The organism is Actinosynnema sp. NPDC050436, from assembly GCF_040655415.1.
Taxonomy (GTDB): domain Bacteria; phylum Actinomycetota; class Actinomycetes; order Mycobacteriales; family Pseudonocardiaceae; genus Actinosynnema.
The window spans coordinates 215,548-233,664 of record NZ_JBFAJV010000002.1 but is presented as its reverse complement, the minus strand read 5'-3'; the positions used below and the strand labels follow the sequence as shown (position 1 = coordinate 233,664).

Genomic DNA, 18,117 nt, shown 5'->3' with positions numbered 1-18,117 from the left:
GGGCGGCGGGCCGTGGTGGTGATGGCGCTCATGCCGCACGCTCCCGCGGGTCCGTGGTCGTCGGTGTGCCGGAGCGGCACGACCATGGCGAGCATCCATCGGGATCGTCGTCCTCCTCCGCGCTGTCCACTGCGGGGTCTGCCGGCTCGGAGGTGATCAGCCGCAGGCGCTTTCTGCTCCTGGACTTGGGGGGCGCGTCGAGGTCGACCTGGTCCAGCGGGAGGCAGGAGCGGTGCAGGAAGTACTGGCCGCGCAACTGCTGCCCCTGCGTGGTGGCGTGTGGGTAGCCGTGGCGGATGGCGTGGTCGAACTCGACCGCCTCGGCCCAGCCGTCCGGGTCGTGGTCGCGCACCCAGCGCCAGCCCGCGTTGCCGTGGAACGGGCACCCGACACAGGCGCTTTTCACCGTCTTGTCGAAGCCGTGCTCGGCGAGGTAGGCGATGCAGCGGGTCCGATCGAAGCCGAGGTCGAGCAGCGGGAAGACGTTGCGCAGGAACCGCAGCCCGGAGTCGCGGGCGCGGCCGATCTCGTCGGTGCTGATGCCGATGGCCTGCTCGGCATAGACCCCGCGCGGCACCCGGCGGGGATGCGGATAGCCGAGCAGCTCGCGGGCGGCCTTCTTCAGCGGGGTGATCTTGTATTCGGAAGTGCATTGCCTCCGCGCGAGGCCCTTGGTCCCGTCGGGGTTGAGGGTGTGCAGGGGCATGGAGACGAAGCGGTGCTTCGGGTCGAGGGCGTCGGCGCGGATGTTCCCGGCCGAGACCCTGCGCACCGGGATCCCGTTGTGCTCGGCGTGGGCGGCCAGCCGTTCGAGGTTGGCGTAGACGGCGCGGGGTTCCCAGCCGGTGTCGGCGAACAGGGCCATGTCGAAGCGGGGTATCTCGCCTTGGCAGGCCAGCAGCAGCACCGTGCTGCTCTGCACTCCGGCGCCCAGGGACAGCAGTCGCAGGGCGGGCCCGCGGTCGGGCGCCGCCTGGTGTCGTGCGGTCATGCCTCAAGCACCTCCTTGCCGGCGCTCGGCCGGTGGTCGGTGTGGAGAAGTCCGGTGGTCCCCGGTCGGGTCCGGCGTGGCCACGGGACGGCTTCTGCCGGCCGGTCCGTGGTCGGGACGGGCCGTCGGACGACCGTCGGGGGCGGCATCGGTTCGTCCTTCGCCAGCCGCTGTGCCGGGCGGCGCTTGTCGCCGTCCGTGGCCTGCGGTGTCGGCGGCAGTGCCCGTGGCGTGGACGACCGGGGCGGTTGCCGCGGTGGCGGTGGCCGGGAGCTTTGTCCTGTTCAGCGGTCCGGTGTGGTGATGTCGGGAGCCCGGAGGGCAGGCAGTCTCCGTACCTGGTCGGGCAGTGACGGCCCGCCGCCGTGGTGAAGGTGCGTGCAGTTCTTCGCGTCGGTCGCCGTGGGGGTGGGCAGCAGTCGCACGGCGACCGACAGCGGCATCCCCATCCCGTTTCCGTTGATCCCCCGGGCGCGGTGCCGCTCGCGTCGCCGCAACCAGTTCCCGGGGTTCTCGCTGTCGTTGGGGTTGACCGCCGTCGGGGTCGGCAGCAGATCCGGGGTCCGGTCGGCGTCGCGGGGAAGGCGGCGACACCCGTGCGCAGTGCCGGGCCTCGGCGGTGCGGACGCCACGCCGGAGCGGGTCATACCCCGCGCCGGCCAGGTCGTCGAGTACACGGCCGGGCTCTTGCCCGCATCGACGGAATGGGTCTCGGTCCTCCACGACGACGAGCGCTGGTCGTAGCAGGCGAAGGGCTGCCACTCTGTCGTGCCGGAGGCCACTGCGGTGTCCTTTCGAAATGTCCACGTCGGAGGTGTCCTGGCGCGTGGACCCGGCGGCGGGGGACGGCGATCGCCGCGCGGGCCCGGGGCTCGTTGTGGCGGTGGGTGTCGTGGTCATGCCGCCGTGGCCTCCCGTCCGGGCTCGGCGTGCAGGTGTGAGCGCAGGTCCTCTAGCAGGAGTCCGACGGCGTGTGCGGCCTGTGCGGGGATCACGCCGTTGCCCAGGGCACGCAGTTGCGCGGTGCGGGGCAGCGGCAGGTCGGTGACCCACCCGGACGGCAGGCCCATCATCCATTCGACGAACCGCGGGCTCAGGACGGTGGCGTTGCGGTGCCCGGTGGTCGTCGGGTCCGGCGCCGGGCGGCCGAGGATCGCCTCCCAGCGCCGGACGGCGGGTTCGTAGCCGCCGAAATCCACGCCTCGGGCACCTCGCCCCAAGTCCGGAACTCGTGCGGCAGCACCCCGGCGGCCAACTCGAGCGCCTGCTCCAGGCTCGCCCCGGCCGGCCCGCCCCGTGCCGCCGGCCGGCTCGCGTAGAGGGCGCTGGTGCGTTTCGTGCCGGTGCGGGGTGTGGGCAGCAGGCTGTGGGCGGCCGAGGGAAGCGAGTGGTTGCCCCTGCTGTCGCGGTAGTTGGGCGAGCCACTGGTCGAGTCGCTGGCCCGCGGAGTCGGCAGCAGCCGGGCCGAAGGCAGCAGCCGTTGGGACAGCGGCGGGCGAAAGCCCGGCCCGGCCGCGCGTCCGGGTGTGCCGGTGTCGCTCGCGCGGGGTGTGGGCAGCAGCTGCGGCGCGGTGTCGTTCCCAGGCCAGGACGAACACCCTTTCGCGGCGGTGGGGCGCTCCGACGTCGCAGGCGCGGACGCAACGCCACAGCGCGTCGTACCCCGTGGCGGCCAGGTCGCCGAGTACGCGGTCGAGTCCGCCGCCGCGCCAGCGCAGGGCGCCGACGTTCTCCACGACGACGAGGCGGGGTCGTAGACGGCGAAGGGCTCCCACGATGTCGTGCCAGAGGCCACTGCGGCGTCCTTTCTCGATGCCGGCGCGGCGGCCCGCGGCGGAGATGTCCTGGCAGGGGAACCCGGCGACGAGCACGTCGACGGGCTCGACGACGTCCCAGTCGACCTGCCGCAGGTCGCCGAGGTTGGGTGTGCCGGGTAGTCGGGTGCGCAGCAGGGTGGCGATGTGCGGGTCGTCGTCGCAGCACCAGGCGATGCGCCCGCCGCCCAGGGCCGCCAGCACGCCGAGGTCGAGTCCGCCGAAGCCCGTGCACAACGAGCCGACCGGGATGACGGGTGCGGTCATGCCGCCCGCCCCCGCTCGCGGCCGTGGCCGGGGGTCGGCTTGCGGGCGGTGGCGGCGAGCACGGCGCGGGCCGGTTGCAGCGGGGCGCGCAGGACCAGGACGTCCTCGTGCGCGATCAGGTGCAGCGGCAGCCCCCGCTCGCGCTGCTTGCGGATGAAGTCGCGCTGGAAGAAGCTGCCGCGCGCCACGAGATCGGTCCCGGCGGCGCGGGCCAGCAGCGCGACGTCGCGCTCGACGGGGATCAACCCGGCCGCGCGCCCGCACGCGAGGATCTGCGACGGCAGGTCGATCAGCTCGGCGTGCTCGCGCCACGGCCGGATCGTGACCACGACGTGCCCGCCCGGCCGCAGGAACGTGCGCAGGGCGGCGAGGATGCGGGTGAACCCGGCCAGCAGACGGTGATGGCCGACATTGGCGAGGTTGCCGCGGTCCAACTGGTTGCCGTAGAGGTGGTGGTACTTCTGCACGCCCGCGCCCGGCACGACCGACACCTGCCCGTGGGTCGAGGGCCCGTAGGGCGGGGAGGTCACCACCAGCGCCGCCTGCCCGACGTACTCGTCCGGCAGCAGCGTCACGAGCTGTCGGGCGTCGCCGTGGAACACCCGCGCGTCGATGCCGTCGTCACCGCCGACACCCTGCTCCCGCGCCAGGTCGAGGTTGGCGTTCGCGACCTCGACCCAGTGGGGTTCGTACTCCACACCGACGACGCGGCGGCCGAGGCGGACGGCTTCGACGAGGGTGGTGCCGATGCCGCACATCGGGTCGAGCACCAACTCGCCGGGCCTGGTGTAGTGGGTGACGGCGTGGCGGACGACCTCGGGCAGCATCTTGGCCGGATGCGCGGTCGACCCGGCCGTGTACCTGTTCTTGCGCTGGGCGGCAGGTGAGGACTGCGCGGTCGTCCACACCGACACCGCGGGCGTCTCCGCGTCGCTCTTCTGCTCACGGTTGTCCACAGAGTTGTCCACAGCGGTGGGCGGGGTGTCGAGCGCGGCGATGAGTGCGCGCGGGATGCGCTGGGTCGACTCGTCGCCGACCGCTGCGCCGGTCGGCGCGGAGGGCTCGGCGGCGTGTCGGCGAGTGGCGTCGTGCGTCACGGGCATGCCTTCCTGGCGGTGCGGTTCGGGGTGGGCGTCATCGGAGGTCTTCGGGTTGCGAGACCGCGTCCGTGGGCGCACTGGGCAAGGCCGTGGGCGTCGGCCGGTGGTCGTGTGGCTGGGCGAAGACGAGGACGTCGGAGTGGATGCGCCGATGCGGCGAGGGCAGTCCGCGCACGACGGCGCGGTGGCGGGTTAGCGCGTCGGCGTCGTCGACGTCGCGGTCACCGGAGTTGTCGTCGGGGTGATCGTCGGACTGCGTGTCGGCGACGTGGAACCGGCCGTCGCGGACGGGCGTGTGCAGGGCGACGATGTGCTGGAGGTAGAGCAGGTCGGCGTTCTGCCCGGCGGTCACCACCGCGCCCGTCGGGTCGGTCAACTCGCCCGACCTCCAGTCAGAGCGCGTGAGCACGACGAGGATGCCGCCGACCCGGAGACGCCGTGCCGCGTAGAGCGCGACGAGGTCCGCGCTCTGATTGCCGGACACGTGCGGCGGCAGGCTCGCCACAATCAGGTCGGCAGCGTCGCCGAGGTTGGCCACCTCGCCCGGGACGGGCACCGCGACGGTGGCCTCCGGCGCGGTGGGGACGGTGGTGGGCGCCGGGTCCACGCCGCGGACGAGGTCGGCCCAGAACGGTCGGGACGCCGGGCCGGTCGGGGTCGGGTCGACCGGGATGCGTTCGACGTGCGCGGCGCGGTCGAGACGCTCGACGACGGCGATGGTGTCGGCCAGTTCGGCGTCCGGCTCGGTACCGGGCGGGTGGTCGATGACGCCGTCGGCACCGACGACGCCGAGCGCCGGACGGGTGCGCTCGGGGGTCGGCCGGTCCAGCAGCACGACTCGTTCGGCGGGCTTGCTGAACGAGGTGACGATCCGCTCGACGAGGGCTGCGGGCCACGTGGCGTCGAGGTCGATCGGTGCGGTGCCGGCGGTCCAGACGGTCGCCGGAGTCGGGGTCGATGCCGACCCGTGTGACCGCGAGCGGCCGGTGCCGGCCGTGGACTTCGCGGGCTTGCCCGGGCTGACATGCGTGGTGGTCGGAGCGGTCGGCCACGGTCGGCGGTCGCCGCCCCGGTGCCCGCCGGGGCGGGCCGGAGCCGGGTGGGTCGAGTCGACGCGCCGTCGGGGCGAGCGGCGGTCGGAGCTGTCGGGCTGGGTCACGAGTGTCCCTTCGCCAGGCTGGATGCGCCTGTGGGTGCGAGGCGCTGATGACACCCCTGAACTCCGGAAAACGACCCCTTTGGGGACACGCCCTCGGCAACTTTTTCAACCCCGATTCACGGCCACACGAACAGGCCGGAAAGGTTCGCGCGCGTACCCGCGCAGAGAGAGGCTGCGACCCCACGCGACAAGTGGCCGAACATTCTTTCCGATCCCCCGGAAAGTGTGAGTGACATCGCCGGACACCAGTGGGCGACGGCGCGCTCACGGCCATGACCAGACTGGTACCGGACTGGTACCGCAAGCATGTGATAGCAGGTGGATCGACGTGCCGAAGCTGGAACTTCGATCTTGAATTTCTCTACCTGATGATCCACGTGGACGCTGGATTTGCATCTTGTGGCACCTGCTGCGCGGGGTTGGTGATCGCCGGTAAGTCTGCGGTAGCAGTTCGGTACCAGGCTGGTTATCGGTCGGTACTACCCGCCGTGGCGTCCTGGACAGGTCGTTGATTCCGACTTGCCTCCGGGAGGCTTCCATGAGTTCACAAGAGCCTGTCCCGCGCTCGGGTTTCGAGCGCGACTCCAATGGGTTGGACGCGGCGCGGTCGGCGTTCGAATGGCTGGTCACCGGCCCGCATCCGCTGTCGGTGGACGGCCGGCTGTTCCCCGGTCTCCCGGCACGGCGGGTGCCGTTCAACGAGCTGCGTGACCGGCTGCTGCGTCGCCGCTGTCCGCAGACGCTGCGCGACGCGGTGTGGGCGCATCTGGTGCTGCTCTCCCGCACCGAGGGCGGCGCCTGGACCGTGGGCGCGGTCGGGGTTGCGTTGCCCGCGCTGACCTCCATCGCCGCCACCTTGTCGGTGCGCTTCGCCGGTGACCCGAGCGACGTCCACGCCGCGGTGCTCGCCGGTTTCATCGCCGAGCTGGCCGGGATCGACCTGCGTCGTCCGCGGGTCATGTTGCGTCTGCGGTGGGCCGCCTACCGCGCCGGACACGCGTGCGTGCGCGAGGCGCTGGACGCGCCGGTGCCCTCAGGACACAACGGGTTCCGGTCGACGATGCCGCTGCCGTGGGGTCACCCGGACTTCGTCCTCGACCGCGCCGTCGCCGAGCACGCGATCACCGCCGCCGAGGCCGAACTCATCGGCTCCACCCGGCTGGAAGGCGTCCCGCTGGCCGACGCGGCGGCCGAGCGCAACCTCTCCTACCAACGGGCGAAGAAGACGCGGCAACGCGCCGAGCGCCGCCTGGTCGCCTACCTGCTCGACGACACCGCCGACACCTCGCACGCCGGTCCGCACGAGGGCGATGTGGCGACCCGGGTGGCCGACGCGGCGACCATCGCCGCCGCCGAGCACTGCGCCGAGTCCGCCACACTACCGCGCAGTGTCACTGCGTCGGCGACGCGCGCGGGGAGGAAAGTCGGCGATCGCGTGTCCCCGCAGGGCCGTTTTTCCGGAGTTCAGGGGTGCGGGAGGAGACGAGCCACCCCCGCGCACACCACCTCTTCGCCCACGTCGCATCCCGAGTCCGCACAGCACTCGGCCGAGCGGCTGCCGGGCACGACTCCGGGAGTGTCGCGATGCGCCTGACCCGTATCCCTGTTCGTTTCCACGACTCCCGCCGGCCCGGTGGCCACCGGGCTCACCGCGGGCCCGTCCCCGGTCGCTGCGAGACATGCTCGCGGGCCCGCGCGCCGATGTGCGCGGACCCGCGGCGGTCGACCTGCGGCAGGATCACACCTCCGACCTGTGAGGGGTGCAGCGGCCGTCGCCGGAACCTCCGTCGACGCGTGCTGCCGGTCGCCGAGATGGTCGTGGTGGCGCTGCTGGCCTCTGGCGCGACGGCGCACGCCGACACCGTGGTGCTCGCGATCGCGGGCAGCGTCGACGAGGTCCTGACCAATGTCCGGAACTGGCTGATGGGCATCCTCGCCGGGCTGGCGACGGTGTTCCTGACCATCGGTGGCGTCCGCCGGGTGTTCGGCGGCGGGGATCCCGGCGAGCAGGAGAAGTCCAGGGAGGCGTTCAAGGCGGCGGGGATCGGCTACGCCCTGGCCGCGCTCGCGCCCCTGGTCGTCACCGTGCTCAAGGGCATCGTGGGGGCCTGAGGCGATGCGCCTGCCGAACAGGCCGGTCAGGTCTGCCCCGCGCCGCACATCGGTCGGCCCCACCGTCGGCTCGCTGCACGACACGACGCCGACCGCGCGACGCGGTTCGGAGCCGGCGGACCGCCGGGAGATGCTCGCGCCTCCGGCCGCGAGTTCCCGGCGGCCCCGCCGGATCGGGCGACTCCTCCGCTCCACGCCGAGCCGGGCGCTGGTGGCGTCGGCGGTGGGCCTGGTCGTCCTGTCGGGCGGCACCCTCGCCTCGGCGTCGTTCGCTCCGGACTCGAGTACACCGGTGGCCCCGGCTGCCGCGGCGCAGCCCAACCAGCCGCCGATCCCGATCCCGACGGTCGACCCGGACCCCTGTGGTCCGGGCTCCCCGCCGCTGCCGATCTGCACGCTGCCCACGCCGACGACGACACCGCAGATGACCGGGCTGCCGTTGCCCGTCCCGACCGGGCCGCCGACCTCGGTCACCTGTCTTCCCGGGTCGCTGCAGTACGAGTGCCTCGACCAGGCGACCACTGCGACCAGGCCGCCGTGCACCGGCGAGGGCTGCATCCCGCAGCCCGGCACGGCCGCCGCGCCGCCGACCGGCCCCGGCACGGGACAGCCCGGACAGGGCGAACACACCGAGGACGACTGCGGGATCACCGACATCGGCGCCTGCATCACCGAGGCCATCGACGCCTTCTTCCGGGGCATCGTCACCGAGGCGCTCAACCCGCTGCTGGACCTGTTGTCCAGGACGCTGTTGACCACGCCGATGCCGGACTCGCTGCCGCGCGTGGGCGAGCTGTGGGACAACTCCTGGCAGATCCTGCTCGTCTCCTACGGCCTGTTGGTGCTCATCGCCGGAGTCATCGCGATGGGCTACCAGACCGTCCAGACCCGACACTCCATCAAGGAGTTGGCGCCGCGCCTGGTGGTCGGGTTCCTGGCCGGCGCCGTGAGCCTGTGGGTGGCGACCACGGGCATCCGGATCGCCAACGCGCTCGTCGCTGCGATCATGGGCGGCGGGGTCGACGCGCACTCCGCGGGCGAGACGCTGCGCAACCTCGTGCTGGGCAGTCTCAACGGCGGCGTCTGGATCATGCTCCTGGGCATCGTCCTGGCCGGGATGCTCGTCGCGCTGCTCATCACCTACGTGGTGCGGGTCGCGCTGACCATCATCCTCATCGCCGGGGCCCCTTTGGCGCTGATGTTCCACGCCCTGCCGCAGACCGAGGGCATCGCCTACTGGTGGTGGAAAGCCTACGGCGGCTGCCTGGCGATCCAGGTCGGCCAGAGCCTGACGTTGATCACCGCGATGAAGGTGTTCCTCGCCCCCGGCGGGTTCACCCTCTTCGGCCCGACCACGTCCGGGTTGGTCAACCTCCTGGTCGCGCTCGCGCTGATGTACATCCTGTTCAAGATCCCGTCCTGGGTGCTGTCCTCGGTGCGCGGCGGGGGCGGCGGTCGTGGTCTGATCGGATCGCTGGTGCGGGCGTTCGTCGCCTACAAGACCTTCGGTCTGCTCGGCGGCGGCAGGGGCTCGAAGCCTCGCCCGTCCGGCGGCCGGGGCGGCGACGGCGGCGGGACTTCCGGCGGTGGCAGTGGTCCGTCCAACCCCTACGCCACCGCAGGCACGACCGCGAACGGGCAGTACGTCCTGCCGCTGCCCGGTGTGCGCCGCACCCGCCCGACGGGCAGGCCCGCGCCGAAGACGAAGCCCGGTCCGGCCCCGAAGTCCTTCGGTCCCCGGGGACGCCAACTGGCGCTGCCACTGGGTGAGGACTGGCCGGAGAACAAGCCCGTGCCCGGCCGCGACGGTCAGTACCGGCTGCCCCTGGACGTCCGGCGCACGACGCCACCACCGGCCACACCCGCCGGGGCGGACACCGGCGGTCGTCGCACCCGCACGGCCGGCGGCAAGCAGCTCGAGTTGCCGTTCGACCCCTACCGGGGCAACCGCCCGAACCGATCCGGCCAGTACCCGCTGCCCCTGGACGGGATGCGCCGGGTGCCGCGCCCGGCAAGTCCGCCGCCGAGTCCCCGCCCGAGCGGGCGTCGGGTGGTCCAACCGGAGCTCCCCTTCGACCCGTACAAGGGCAACCGGGCGACCCGTAGCGGCCAGTACCCGCTGCCCCTGGACGGCGTGCGCCGAACCCCCGAGCCCGCACCCGTTCCGCCACCGGCGGCACCGACGCCGCCGCCTCGTCCCGCGCCGCGCGCCGGACGGCAGTTGCGGTTGCCGCTGGACCTGCCCAAACCCGCCAAGCCACCGCCCACGCAGGTCTTCGGCTCGCCGCCCCCGTCGCCACCGGCGCGGCCGGGTCCGGAGCCAGGAGGTAGATCGTCATGACCGCTCCCGTCCGTATCCCGGCCGATGTCGACATGCACGACCGCGTGCTCGGACCGCTGACCGCACGCCAACTCGCGATCCTCGCCGCCGCCGGGGCGGTGCTCTACCTGGTCTGGGCGGCCACCCGCGCGTTCGTGCCGATCCCGGTGTTCCTGGCCGTGGCGGTCCCGGTCGGCGCCGCCTCGGCGATGCTCGCCCTGGGCAAGCGCGACGGCGTGCCGATGGACAAGCTGCTCGTCGCCGCGATCCGCCAGCGGGTCGCGCCCCGCTACCAGGTCGCCGCACCCGAGGGCGTGCGCCCCGCGCCCGCGTGGCTCACCCCGGACACCGACCGCACCGCCCGCCGGACGGCCGGGCGCCGCAAGGGCGGCAAGGGCCGGGCCGGAGAGCCCGAGCAGGTGTCGCCCTCGGCGCTGCGGCTGCCGGCCGAGGCCGTGACCGAGACCGGGGTGGTCGACCTCGGTGCCGACGGCCTGGCGGTGGTCGCGGTCGCCTCGACGGTGAACTTCGCGTTGCGGACCCCGACCGAGCAGGAGGCCCTGGTCGCGGGCTTCGGCCGCTACCTGCACTCGCTGACCGCGCCGGTGCAGGTGCTCGTGCGCACCGAACGCCTCGACCTCTCCGCGCAGGTCGCCGAACTGCGCGAGCGCGCGGGTGGGCTGCCGCACCCGGCGCTGGAGGCCGCCGCTGTCGAGCACGCCGACTACCTGGTGCAGCTCGGGCAACAGTCCGACCTGCTGCGGCGGCAGGTGCTGCTCGTGCTGCGCGAGCCGCTCGGCCTCGCGAGCCCGACCGACGGTCTGGGTGGGCCCGGCCCGCTGGCGGTGCTCGTATCGATGGCGGGTAGGCGCCGCAAACAGCCGGGCGGACAGGTCGACGCCGGTGCCCGCCGGGCGGCCGAGTCGCGGCTGGTGCGTCGTCTGGGCGAGGCGATCGAGCTGCTGTCCCCGGCCGGGATCGTGGTCACCCCGCTCGACGCGGGACAGGCCACGGCGGTGCTGACCGCGGCGTGCAACCCCGACAGCCTGCTGCCGCCTTCGGCGGGCCTGGCCGGCGCGGACGAGGTCATCACCACCTCCGGCGCGGACCTCACCCAGGACGACCTCGACGACGCCTCCTACTTCACGCACAGCTGCACGGCACCCGGCCGTGCGCCGTCGGGGCAGTCGGCGGACGGCGACGAGTACGGGGACGACTGGGACTACGAGGACGACGACTATCCGGACGACCACGAGGACGAGAGGGGACGGTCCTGATGGCCTCCCGCACACGCAAGACCCGCAGCGGCGACCCGGCGGCCTCGTCGGCGGCTGCCGCGTTCGCCCCCGACGCCCTGTCGGTGGCCGCGCGGCACCTGGAGGTCGGCGGCGAGTGGGTCGCCAGCTTCGCCGTGATCGGCTTCCCGCGCGAGGTGCACCCCGGCTGGCTGTCGCCGCTGTTGACCTATCCCGGCCGGCTGGACGTCTCGGTGCACATCGAGCCGATCGACCCCGCCACCGCCGCCTCGCGGCTGCGCAGGCAACTCGCGCGGCTGGAGGCCGGGCGGCGGCACACCGCCAACCACGGCCGCCTTCACGACCCGCAGGTCGAGGCCGCCACCGAGGACGCCTACGACCTCGGTTCCAGGGTGGCCCGCGGTGAGGGGAAGCTGTTCCGGGTCGGCCTGTACCTGACCATCCACGCCGCCTCGGAGAAGGCGCTGGCCGACGAGGTGGCCGCACTGCGGTCGCTGTGCGCGAGTTTGTTGCTCGACGCCAAGCACACCACCTACCGGTCCTTGCAGGGCTGGGTGTCCACGCTGCCGATGGGCCTGGACCCCATCGGGATGCGCCGGACGTTCGACACCTCGGCGTTGGCGGCGGCGTTCCCGTTCACCAGCCCCGACCTGCCCGCCCCGGACCCCACCTCGGTCTCGGCGGCGTCCGGGGTGCTCTACGGCTACAACGTCGGCTCCCAAGGGCTGGTGCACTGGGACCGGTTCGGCGACGGGATGCACAACCACAACAGCGTGATCCTCGGCCGCTCCGGCGCGGGCAAGTCCTACCTGGTGAAACTGGAGCTGCTGCGATCGCTGTACCGGGGCATCGAGATCGCCGTCGTCGACCCCGAGGACGAGTACGCCCGCCTGGCCGCCGCCGTCGGCGGCACCTACGTCCACCTCGGCGCGCGAGGCGTCCGCCTCAACCCGTTCGACCTGCCGATCCACACCCGCGCCGACGGCCGCCGCACCGCGCCAAAGGACGCGCTCGTGCGACGCAGCCTGTTCCTGCACACCGTCATCGCCGTCCTCGTCGGCGGCGAGTCGGAGGCGGCCGAGCGGGCCGCGTTGGACCGGGCGATCGCCGCGACCTACCAGAGCGTGGGGATCACCGCCGACGCCCGCACCTGGACCCGGCCGTCCCCGACACTGCGGGTCCTGCGCGACCGGCTCGCGGTCGCCGGGCAGGCCGGCGACCGGGCGGCGGGTGGGCTGGCGGCGAGGTTGCACCCGTTCGTCGAGGGCGGGTTCTCTTCTCTGTTCGACGGGCCCAGCAGCGTCCGCCCCGAAGGCAGCCTCGTGGTGTTCAGCCTCCGTGACCTGCCCGACGAGCTGAAGGGCATCGGCACCCTGCTCACTCTGGACGCGGTGTGGCGGCGGGTGTCCGACCCGGCCATCCGCCGCCCGCGCCTGGTCGTCGTGGACGAGGCATGGTTGCTGATGAAGGAGAAGTCCGGCGCCGAGTTCCTCTTCCGCATGGCCAAGGCGTCCCGCAAGCACTGGGCCGGCTTGACCGTCGCGACCCAGGACACCGCCGACGTCCTCGGCAGCGACCTGGGCCAGGCCGTCGTGACCAACGCGGCCACCCAGATTTTGCTGCGGCAGGCGTCGCAGGCCATCGACGAGATCACCCGGATCTTCGACCTCTCCGCCGGGGAGCGCGCGTTCCTGCTGTCGGCCGACCGTGGCCAGGGCTTGCTGTCGGCCGGTACCCAGAGGGTGGCGTTTCAGAGCATCGCCTCGCCGACGGAGCACTACCTGGTGACCAGCGACCCGGCCGAACTCGCCGCCTACGCCGACACCGCCGAACCGGTCGACGAGGCCGCGTTCGTCGACCTGGGCTTCGACGAAGACGAGTTCGGCTCCGACTCCGACGACGACCAGATCCACCTCGACGCCGCCCGAGCGGGCGCGCGCCACGCCTCGTACGCACCTCTCCCGTGAAGGGACTCGTTCATGCTGCCCCGAACACTGACGTGGGTACCGCCTGCCCTCGACCAGCCGCCGGAACTACCCCTCCTCACTACCGCGCGCCCACACTCGACGGCCCCTGTCGCCGCCGGGTGGATGGAGGACTACCTGCGCGATCCCGGCGGCGCGCTACTCGCGTTGCTGGCCCGGCTGCGGGACCTCGCCCTGGACTGGGCCCCGTTCGCGGCGCCGGTCCTCGCGGTGCTCGTCACCGGGATCGTGCTCAGCCGGCGGTGGTGGGCCCGGCGCTGCCACGAGCTGCTGCTCGCCGACGCCCGTCAGATCACCGTTCTCGCCCCACCCCAAGTGGATCCCGCGGGCGGGGCGGCACTGTGGTCGAACCTGGTCGGGCTGCTGCGCCCTGGGTGGCGGCGGGCGTTCACCGGCCAGCCGCACGTGGCGTGCGAGTACGTGTTCTCCGAGGCCGGGGTCGCTATCCGGCTGTGGGTACCCGGCCTCATCCCGCCCGGCCTGGTCGAACGCGCCGTAGAGGCGGCCTGGCCGGGCGCGCACACCCGCGTCGGCCCGGCTGAGCCAGCCCTGCCGACACCGAACGAGGGGCAGCGGCGGCTGGTAGTCGGCGGCGAGTTGCGGCTGGCGCGCCCCGAGGCGCTACCGATCCGCAGCGATGCCGACGCCGACCCGATCCGCGCCCTGATCGGCGCGCCGGTCGGTCTCGGGCGTGAGGAGTTCGCCTGTGTGCAGGTGCTGGCTCGCCCGGTTACCGGCCGCCGCATTCAGAAGGCGCGGCGCGCCGCCCGGCGGGTTCACACCGGCGGCTCGACTCGTCTGGTCGGGCGCCTGCTCGACGCGATCACCCCCGGCACTGGCAGCCGCTCGCGGCGTTCGGCTTCCGCGTGGACGAAGACCGGGGCCTTGCACAGCGACCCGCAGACCTCGCTGGAATACGCGGCGCAGAACCGCGCGATCGTCGGCAAGCAACGAGGCAGCCAGTTCGAGACGGTCGTGCGCTACACCGTGGCGACCCTGCTGCCCGCCGACACCGATGAGGCGGAGGTCCGCCGGGCGCGGGAAGTGGCCCGCGGACGGGCTCACGCCTTGGCGGCGTCGTTCGCCTCCTACACCGAGCACAACCACTACACACGTAACCGCATTCGCGACCCCGGCACCGTGGTGGACTCCCGACGGCTCGGGCGCGGCGACTTGTTGTCGGTGCCGGAGTTGGCGGCGATCGCGCACTTGCCCACCGACGAGGCCATCCCCGGCATCCAACGCGCCGGAGCCCGCGCCATCGCCCCGCCGCCTGGAATCGCGACGCCGGGCCCGGAGGCCAAGCCGCTCGGGGTCACCGACACCGGCCATCAGCGCCCCGTCGCCCTGCGCGTGCCCGACGCCCGCCACCACCTGCACGTCATGGGCGCGACCGGCTCGGGCAAATCGACCCTGTTGGGCAACATGATTCTGGCAGATGCCGAGGCAGGCCGAGGGATCGTGCTCATCGACCCTAAGGGCGACCTCGTCAGCGACGTTCTCACACGACTGCCCCGCTCCGCCGCGGACCGGGTGGTGATCTTCGACGCCGACAGCAAGTCCCGGCCGCCGTGCCTCAACCCCTTGGACGGCGGAGAGACCGACTTGACGGTGGACAACCTCGTCAGCGTGTTCCGTCGGGTCTACTCAGCGTTCTGGGGCCCACGCACCGACGACGTCATGCGCGCCGCCTGCCTCACCCTGCGCAGCCAGGAAGGCGTTGCCACCCTGGCAGACCTGCCCAAGCTGCTGGCCGACGAGGCGTTCCGCAGCCGGGTCACCGCCGGAATCACCGACCCGGTGCTGCGCGGGTTCTGGTCCTGGTACGAGGAACTCACCGACTCCTCCCGCTCACAGGTCATCAGCCCGCTGATGAACAAACTGCGTGCATTCCTTTTGCGGCCCTTTGTCCGGGACGCGATCGCGGGTGGTGCCTCCACAGTGGACATGAGTCAGGTCCTCGACGGCGGCATCTGTCTGGTGCGCATCCCGAAGGGCTCGCTGGGCGAGGAGACCACGCGGCTGGTCGGGTCGCTGGTGGTCGCCCGCACGTGGCAGGCCACCACGGGCCGGGCCCGCACCCCGCAACGGCAACGCCGGGACGCGAGCCTGGTCATCGACGAGTGCCACAACTTCCTCAACCTGCCCTACCCGATCGAGGACATGCTCGCCGAGGCCCGCGGGTTTCGAGTCGCGATGACCCTGGCACACCAGCACCTCGGCCAGCTCCCCCGCGAACTGCGCGAAGGCATGTCCACCAACGCCCGCTCGAAGATCTTCTTCAACGCCAGCCCCGAAGACTCCCGCGAACTGTCCCGCCACACCGCACCGCGGCTGTCCGACCACGACCTCGCCCACCTCGGCGTCTACCACGCCGCCGTCCGCCTCGTCCTCAACGGCGAGGAAGCCCAACCGTTCACCATGCTCACCCAACCCCTCCCGCCCGCCGTCCCCGGCAGGGCACAGGAGATCCGCGGCGTGGCGCGCCGCACGGCGCGGACTCGCGCGACCGAGGCCGCCACCGGCGGGCCCGCAACCGCCGGCACCCGGCCGCCACGCAGCTTGTCAGGTCCGATCCGACCCGCCAACCGGAACGAGCCCGTCGCGCGCCCGCGTAGCGCCGACCCCCGCCGCAACGGCTGACCGCCCGCTCTTCCGCTCGTTCACCCGCCCATCACGCCTCGGCGCGCTTCGCACCGAGGCGGTTTCGCCCTGCCCACCCGGAGGTGCCCACCATGATCACCAATCCCACCCGGCAGCGTGCTTTGCGCGGCCACAAGCCGGCCCGGCCAACCTCGCGCGCCGCGAACACCGCCGAGCACCAGGCGGTGCTGGCGTGGCGGCTGACCCCGCGCGACAAGTGGATCGCCCGGATGCTCTGGGAACACAAGGTCCTCACCGCCCACCAGATCACCGCGCTCGCCTTCCCCAGCTTCCGATCCGGGCGGATGAGGCTGCGCGAGCTCTACCTGTGGGGCGTCGTCGACCGGTTCCAGCCCTTCGTGACCCTCGGTACCGCGCCGATGCACTACGTCCTGGCGCCGGCCGGGGCGGCCGTGCTCGCCGCCGAGGACGGCCTCGACGCCAAGGAACTCGGCTACCGGCACGACCGGGTCGTCGGCGTCGCCCACAGCCTGCGCCTGGCCCACACCGTCGGCGTCAACGAGTGGTTCACCGCCCTGGTCGATCGCGTTCACCACCCCCACCCCGGCGAGCAGGTTGAACTGGCGGCGTGGTGGTCGGAGACCCGCTGCGCCCGCCACTTCGGTGACCTGATCAAACCCGACGGCTACGGCCGCTGGAGGTCGGGTGAACGGCAGGTCGAGTGGTTCCTCGAGTACGACTTCGGCACCGAGCCGCTGAGCAAGCTGGCCGGGAAACTGGCTGGCTACGCCGCCCTCGCGCAAGCCACCGGTATCACCACCCCGTTGTTGGTGTGGCTGCCGACCTCGCGGCGCGAGGCCACCGCCCGCCGGCTGCTTGCGAAGGCGTGGCGCGAGCTCGACGACCGGCGCTCGGTGCCGATCGCCACCGCGGCGGCCGAGCTGCTCAACCCCGAGGCCGCCCACCCGAGCCCGGCCGACGAGGTCTGGCTTCCGCTCAACGCTACTGCCGGAGCGTCCCGGCGACCGCTATCGGGATTGCCCGACACCTGGCCGCACGTGCCGCCGCCGGTCACGCCCAACGAGGAGGCCCCGGCGGGTGCGGACTCGCCGCAGCCGATGTCGCCGCCGCCCTCGCCGATGCCGCCTACCTCGACCAGCTCACGGGCGCCGCGCGGGGCAGGCCGGCCGGGGAGGTGGTGAGAGGTGCTCGCCAAGATCGCTATCGGGGCTGCGGCCATCCTGCTGCTCATCCCTGTCATGATCGGCCAGAGCGTGAGTGCCGTGGTGGACGCACTTTTCGGCAGTTCCTCGAACACCAGCATCGACTGCACGAAACCGATCGCCGACATTCCGCCCGAGTACTGCCTGCTCTATGTCACCGCGGCCCCGGACTGTCCCGGCCTGGACTGGACCGTGCTCGCCGCGATCGGCAAAGTCGAGACCGATCACGGCCGTCTGAAGGAACCCGGCGTGACCGAGGGCGAGAACTTCGCCGGGGCCGGCGGGCCGATGCAGTTCCTCACACCGACTTTCAACGGCGTCATCGCCGCCCACCAGATCCCACCCGGCGGCGCGAGCCCACCCTCGCGGTACAACCCGCACGACGCCATCCACGCCGCGGCCTTCCTGCTCTGCTACAACGGCGTGCGCCGGGGCGACCTGCGGGCGGCGATCTTCGCCTACAACCACGCCGACTGGTACGTCGACAAGGTCCTCCAACAAGCCGGCACGTACGCCGAAGCCGCCGCAGCCGGCGTCGGCACCGGCGACTGCAACGCCATCCACGCCCCCAACGCCATCACCCTCGCCGCGATCAACTACGCCTGCGGACAACGAGGGCTGCCCTACGTGTGGGGCGGCAACGGCCCCGACGGCGGACACGCCGGCTTCGACTGCTCCGGACTGACCACGGCCGCCTACGCCGCCGCCGGAGTGACGCTTCCGCGTACCGCGCAAACCCAGTACGACGCGGGCCCGCGCGTCCCGACCGGACAGCCGCTGTTGCCCGGTGACCTCGTCTTCTACGGCACACTCGGCAACATCCACCACGTCGGCCTCTACATCGGAGGCGGACTGATGATCAACGCCCCGACCTTCGGCCAACCCGTGCAGATCGACAACCACCGCTACAACGGCGACGACTACGCCGGAGCGACCCGCCCGGCATCCTCCTCCACCGCCGCTTCCCAACGCAGGACGCTAGACACGCCCGCCCACGACAGAGCACCAGGACGACAGGCCAACTGATCGGATGGACCGTCGTGGTGAAACGGTCCCGACGTCTCCGCAACTGTGACTACAGAGTCGTGGTTGTCACCGGAGGACCACCACGACGTGCGGTCCGATGTGGAGGTGCCAGCGCTTGTTGTCGCTGAATACAGGTCATGGCTGTCACCTGCGTCGACCACGATCCAGCCGTCTGTCCGGCGACCGGAGCAGCGGAAGAGCGGCCCCGAGACCTTGGCCTGGACCACCGAGTGGTGACTGCGCGAGGTCAGCCCGCGCGC

12 protein-coding genes are annotated in these 18,117 nt (G+C 72.5%); 8 read left to right on the top strand and 4 right to left on the bottom strand.

Going from position 1 to position 18,117, the window contains the following annotated elements:
* Nucleotides 1-28: 28 nt before the first annotated feature.
* From AB0I60_RS05290 to AB0I60_RS05275, 4 genes are all read right to left on the bottom strand, one after another.
* Nucleotides 29-907: a hypothetical protein gene (locus AB0I60_RS05290; protein ID WP_360725967.1), complete on the bottom strand. Its 879-nt coding sequence runs from the start codon at nt 905-907 to the stop codon at nt 29-31.
* Nucleotides 908-1,887: 980 nt separating this feature from the next.
* Entirely contained in the window at nt 1,888-3,072 is a 1,185-nt protein-coding gene (locus tag AB0I60_RS05285) for a DNA cytosine methyltransferase (RefSeq protein WP_360725966.1), read from the bottom strand.
* Nucleotides 3,069-4,169, bottom strand: coding sequence for a DNA methyltransferase (locus AB0I60_RS05280; protein ID WP_360725965.1), 1,101 nt, complete (start codon nt 4,167-4,169; stop codon nt 3,069-3,071). Before AB0I60_RS05280 ends, AB0I60_RS05285 begins: the two co-directional genes overlap by 4 nt.
* A 37-nt stretch (nt 4,170-4,206) precedes the next feature.
* Nucleotides 4,207-5,331: a hypothetical protein gene (locus AB0I60_RS05275; RefSeq protein WP_360725964.1), complete on the bottom strand. Its 1,125-nt coding sequence runs from the start codon at nt 5,329-5,331 to the stop codon at nt 4,207-4,209.
* A 538-nt stretch (nt 5,332-5,869) separates the two neighbouring features.
* Here AB0I60_RS05275 and AB0I60_RS05270 point away from each other — a divergent pair.
* The 8 genes from AB0I60_RS05270 to AB0I60_RS05235 all read left to right on the top strand — a co-directional run bounded on the left by AB0I60_RS05270 (nt 5,870) and on the right by AB0I60_RS05235 (nt 17,857).
* Entirely contained in the window at nt 5,870-6,925 is a 1,056-nt protein-coding gene (locus AB0I60_RS05270) for a hypothetical protein (protein WP_360725963.1), read from the top strand.
* A gap of 200 nt (nt 6,926-7,125) precedes the next feature.
* Entirely contained in the window at nt 7,126-7,443 is a 318-nt protein-coding gene (locus tag AB0I60_RS05265; protein WP_360725962.1) for a hypothetical protein, read from the top strand.
* A 130-nt stretch (nt 7,444-7,573) separates the two neighbouring features.
* Nucleotides 7,574-9,784 carry a hypothetical protein gene (locus AB0I60_RS05260; protein ID WP_360725961.1) on the top strand — a complete coding sequence of 737 codons (2,211 nt, stop codon included), beginning with the start codon at nt 7,574-7,576 and terminating at the stop codon, nt 9,782-9,784.
* A complete protein-coding gene (locus AB0I60_RS05255) occupies nt 9,781-11,040 on the top strand; it encodes a PrgI family protein (RefSeq protein WP_360725960.1) in 1,260 nt (419 codons plus the stop codon). The genes AB0I60_RS05260 and AB0I60_RS05255 overlap by 4 nt, the downstream gene beginning before the upstream one ends.
* Nucleotides 11,040-12,986: a DUF87 domain-containing protein gene (locus AB0I60_RS05250; RefSeq protein ID WP_360725959.1), complete on the top strand. Its 1,947-nt coding sequence runs from the start codon at nt 11,040-11,042 to the stop codon at nt 12,984-12,986. The genes AB0I60_RS05255 and AB0I60_RS05250 overlap by 1 nt, the downstream gene beginning before the upstream one ends.
* 123 nt (nt 12,987-13,109) lie before the next feature.
* Nucleotides 13,110-15,647 carry a DUF87 domain-containing protein gene (locus tag AB0I60_RS05245; protein ID WP_360725958.1) on the top strand — a complete coding sequence of 846 codons (2,538 nt, stop codon included), beginning with the start codon at nt 13,110-13,112 and terminating at the stop codon, nt 15,645-15,647.
* A gap of 92 nt (nt 15,648-15,739) precedes the next feature.
* The gene (locus AB0I60_RS05240; RefSeq protein ID WP_360725957.1) at nt 15,740-16,810 is read left to right on the top strand and encodes a replication-relaxation family protein; all 1,071 of its coding nucleotides are present in this window, start codon (nt 15,740-15,742) and stop codon (nt 16,808-16,810) included.
* 57 nt (nt 16,811-16,867) lie between these two features.
* The gene (locus tag AB0I60_RS05235; RefSeq protein WP_360726816.1) at nt 16,868-17,857 is read left to right on the top strand and encodes a bifunctional lytic transglycosylase/C40 family peptidase; all 990 of its coding nucleotides are present in this window, start codon (nt 16,868-16,870) and stop codon (nt 17,855-17,857) included.
* The last annotated feature ends 260 nt before the right edge of the window (nt 17,858-18,117 follow it).

What these genes read in the sequence shown, in the direction of transcription:
- AB0I60_RS05285 (WP_360725966.1), bottom strand. Translation starts at nt 3,072, where the DNA reads ATGACCGCACCCGTCATCCCGGTCGGCTCGTTGTGCACGGGCTTCGGC.
- AB0I60_RS05270 (WP_360725963.1), top strand. Translation starts at nt 5,870, where the DNA reads ATGAGTTCACAAGAGCCTGTCCCGCGCTCGGGTTTCGAGCGCGACTCC.
- AB0I60_RS05255 (WP_360725960.1), top strand. Translation starts at nt 9,781, where the DNA reads ATGACCGCTCCCGTCCGTATCCCGGCCGATGTCGACATGCACGACCGC.
- AB0I60_RS05250 (WP_360725959.1), top strand. Translation starts at nt 11,040, where the DNA reads ATGGCCTCCCGCACACGCAAGACCCGCAGCGGCGACCCGGCGGCCTCG.
- AB0I60_RS05235 (WP_360726816.1), top strand. Translation starts at nt 16,868, where the DNA reads ATGATCGGCCAGAGCGTGAGTGCCGTGGTGGACGCACTTTTCGGCAGT.
- AB0I60_RS05245 (WP_360725958.1), top strand. Translation starts at nt 13,110, where the DNA reads ATGGAGGACTACCTGCGCGATCCCGGCGGCGCGCTACTCGCGTTGCTG.
- AB0I60_RS05240 (WP_360725957.1), top strand. Translation starts at nt 15,740, where the DNA reads ATGATCACCAATCCCACCCGGCAGCGTGCTTTGCGCGGCCACAAGCCG.
- AB0I60_RS05260 (WP_360725961.1), top strand. Translation starts at nt 7,574, where the DNA reads ATGCTCGCGCCTCCGGCCGCGAGTTCCCGGCGGCCCCGCCGGATCGGG.